We start from the raw sequence: 3,218 nt of genomic DNA, 5'->3' as shown, positions 1-3,218 counted from the left end.
CCGCACGGCCCCGACCGCGCCGCCGCGCCCGGCCGCCGCTCCGGCGCCGACCCAGCACTTCGCCGACCCGCAGGCCGAACAGAACACGGCCTGGCCGGGGCAGACGGCCAATCAGCCCGCTCCGACGTCGGCGGCCACGATGGGCAACCACCGCGCCATCGATGCGCTGTCCCACGTCGGGGTGAAGTCGGCGGTCAAGATGCCGTCGCAGCGCGGCTGGCGCCACGTCCTCTACATGCTCACCCGCATCAATCTCGGGTTCTCTCCTGACGAGCTGTACGAGATGGACCTGCACACCCGGATCCGCCGCAACGCACGGGACTCGTATCAGATCGGTGTGTTCGGGCTCAAGGGCGGCGTCGGCAAGACGGCCGTCACCGTCGCACTCGGCTCGGCGCTGAGCAGGATCCGCGGCGACCGGATCCTCGCCGTCGACGCCGATCCCGACGGCGGCAATCTCGCCGACCGGGCCGGACGCCAGTCCGCGGCCACGATCGCCGACCTGCTGTCCGACAAAGAACTGGCGCGCTACAACGACATCCGCGCGTACACCAGCATGAACGCCTCCAACCTCGAGGTGCTGTCGTCGGAGGACTACAGCGGTGCCCGCCGCGAGTTCAACGACGAGGACTGGAAGGGCATCGTCGGCGTCGTCTCGCGGTATTACAACCTGGTTCTGGCCGACTGCGGCACAGGGCTTTTCACACCCGCGTCACGGGGCGTGCTGTCGACGGTGTCGGGCATGGTGATCGTCGCCAGCGCCTCGATCGACGGCGCCCGCCAGGCTGCCGTCACGATGGACTGGATGCGCCAGAACGGTTACCAGGATCTGCTGGGCCGGTCCTGCGTGGTGATCAACCATGTGACACCGGGGAAGCCGAACATCGACGTGGCCGATCTCGTTCAGCAATTCGAGCGGCACGTGCCACCCGGTCGTGTCATCGTTCTCCCGTGGGACAAGCACATCGCCGCGGGCACCGAGATCCAGCTCGACCTGCTCGACGACACCTTCGAGCGGAGGATCATCGAGTTGGCGGCCGCCTTGTCTGACGACTTCGACAGGCTCGAACGCCGTTGACCACCACCGCCGCTGCCTCGTCGAGCACCTCGAGCGTCACCCCGGGACGGCCGTCCACCACCCGGGTGACGATCCTCACCGGTCGGCGGATGACCGACCTGGTGCTGCCGGCGTCGGCGCCCATCGAGACCTACATCGACGAGACGGTGGCCGTCCTGGGCGAGATGCTCGAGGACACCCCGAAGGACGTGCTGGGCGGCTTCGACTTCTCGGCACAGGGCGTGTGGGCGTTCGCGCGGCCGGGCGCGCCGCCGATCAGGTTCAGTGAATCCCTCGATGACGCAGGCGTCGTCGATGGTTCACTGCTGACGCTCGTCTCGGTCAGCCGGACCGAACGGTACCGGCCGCTGGTCGAGGACGTGATCGACGCGATCGCCGTGCTCGACGAGTCTCCGGAGTTCGACCGCACCGCACTCAACCGCTTCGTCGGCATCGCCATTCCGCTGGTGGCGCTGGTGGTCACGGTGCTGGCACTGCTCACCTGGTCGAACACCGGCCAGGACTGGTGGTGGGCGGTGGCGCTCGGCGTGCTGGGCCTCGGGATCCTCGGCGGCAGCCTGATGGCCCGAAGCCGGTACGACAACATCGACCTGTCCGAGAGTCTGCTGGTGGCGTCGGTGCCGCTGCTGGCCGGCGCTGCGGCACTGGCGGTTCCGCTACCCCGCGGTGTCGAACAGCTGGGTGCGCCTCAGGTGGCCGGTGCGGCGTCGGTCGTGTTGTTGCTGACACTCGCCACCCGCGGGGGGCCGCGCGGCCGTGCTCATCTTGCCGCGTTCCTCGCGGTGACGTGCACCGCGATCGCACTGGCGGCGATCGCCTTCGGTTACGGCTGGCAGTACTGGGTGCCCGCAGGCGCCGTCGCATTCGGCCTGATGGCGGTCACCAACGCGGCGAAACTCACTGTCGCCGTAGCGCGTATCGCTCTGCCCCCGATTCCGGCCCCCGGCGAGACGGTGAGCAACGACGAATTGCTCGACCCGGTGACCACCCCGGATCCCAGCGACGAGGAGTCGCCGACCTGGCAGGCCATCATCGCCTCGGTTCCCGAATCGGCTGCGCGACTGCAGGAACGCAGTGTGCTGGCCAAGAAACTGTTGATCGGCTTCCTGACCGCCGGGGCGCTGGTGCTGGCCACCGGTGCGATCACCGTCGTCGTGCAGGGCCATTTCTTCGTGCACAGCCTGATCGTCGCCGGCCTCGTCACGGCGATCTGCACCTTCCGCTCGCGCCTGTACGCCGAGCGGTGGTGTGCCTGGGCATTGCTCGCGGCGGCGGTGATCATCCCCACCGGCGTGACCGTACGGCTGTGTCTGTGGAATCCGGATGACGCCTGGCTGGTCCTGGCCGTCTACCTCGCGCTCGGCGCGGTGGCGTTGGTGATCGTCGGCGCCACCGACAACGTGCGGCGGGTGTCGCCGGTGACCAAGCGCATCCTCGAACTGCTCGACGGCGCGACGATCGCCGCGGTCATACCGCTGCTGCTGTGGATCGCCAGCGTCTACGACCTGTTACGGAACCTGCGGTTCTGAGTGCCCGCCGGTGCGGGTGAGCTGACGCACGCCGGAACCCGCGAAGTGCTTACGCCGCAGGCCGTCTGAGCGTCAGGGCCGGTCGCCGGTGGTCTCGGCAACCAGGGCGTCGATGCGTTCGCGGTCGGCGTCGATGGACTCGCTGGCCGCCGCCGTCGCGTTCTGCAGAGCTTCGTTCAGCCGCTGCTCCACCGTCGCCGCACCGAGCCGCAACAACCCCGGCTCGAGATGGATCCCGGTCAGGTGGTGATGCCCGTTGAGGGTCACCTCCACGGTCCCGGTCTCGTCTGTGGCGGTGAAGGTCTCGCTGTTCATCTTGTGCAACTGGTCGTCCATGATGGACTGCAACCGCTGCGCCTGCTGCAGCACCGCGGCGACCTCGGGGTGCATGTCGTCGGTCACGTGCTCTCCTTGTCCTGGCCGCCGTCCTTGCCGGGGCGTCGCGCCCGCAGACCGATGACGGGCTCGGTGGACGGGCGATCCTCGACGTACAGCTCCTCGTCGGGCGAGAGGCCCGGCGTCCGCCGCCTCTCCTTGGCGCCGCCACCCTGGCCGCCCATGCCGTGGCCGCCGCCCATCGGCATACCGCCCATCGCGCCGCCGGCGGTGCC

General features: G+C 69.1%; 3 protein-coding genes and 1 pseudogene. 2 read left to right on the top strand and 2 right to left on the bottom strand.

Annotated features, from left to right (window positions below; all coding sequences use genetic code 11):
- Together Q2100_RS30505 and eccD are read left to right on the top strand one after the other, a co-directional pair.
- The coding region (locus Q2100_RS30505; RefSeq protein ID WP_302917021.1) for a MinD/ParA family ATP-binding protein at window positions 1–1,078 on the top strand (1,078 nt) is incomplete at its 5' end.
- The gene (gene eccD, locus Q2100_RS30500) at window positions 1,075–2,607 is read left to right on the top strand and encodes a type VII secretion integral membrane protein EccD (protein WP_264014878.1); all 1,533 of its coding nucleotides are present in this window, start codon (window positions 1,075–1,077) and stop codon (window positions 2,605–2,607) included. The genes Q2100_RS30505 and eccD, both read left to right, overlap by 4 nt.
- A 72-nt stretch (window positions 2,608–2,679) precedes the next feature.
- On the opposite strand, the gene Q2100_RS30495 is transcribed toward eccD, so the two are convergent.
- A complete protein-coding gene (locus Q2100_RS30495; protein WP_269896979.1) occupies window positions 2,680–3,009 on the bottom strand; it encodes a YbaB/EbfC family nucleoid-associated protein in 330 nt (109 codons plus the stop codon).
- Window positions 3,006–3,218, bottom strand: a pseudogene (locus tag Q2100_RS30490) (PPE domain-containing protein); the annotation flags it as partial. The pseudogene Q2100_RS30490 and the gene Q2100_RS30495, both read right to left, overlap by 4 nt.

It is taken from the genome of Mycolicibacterium arseniciresistens, from assembly GCF_030519285.1.
GTDB classification, from domain to species: Bacteria; Actinomycetota; Actinomycetes; order Mycobacteriales; family Mycobacteriaceae; genus Mycobacterium; species Mycobacterium arseniciresistens.
This window is presented reverse-complemented; position numbering and strand designations above follow the sequence as displayed.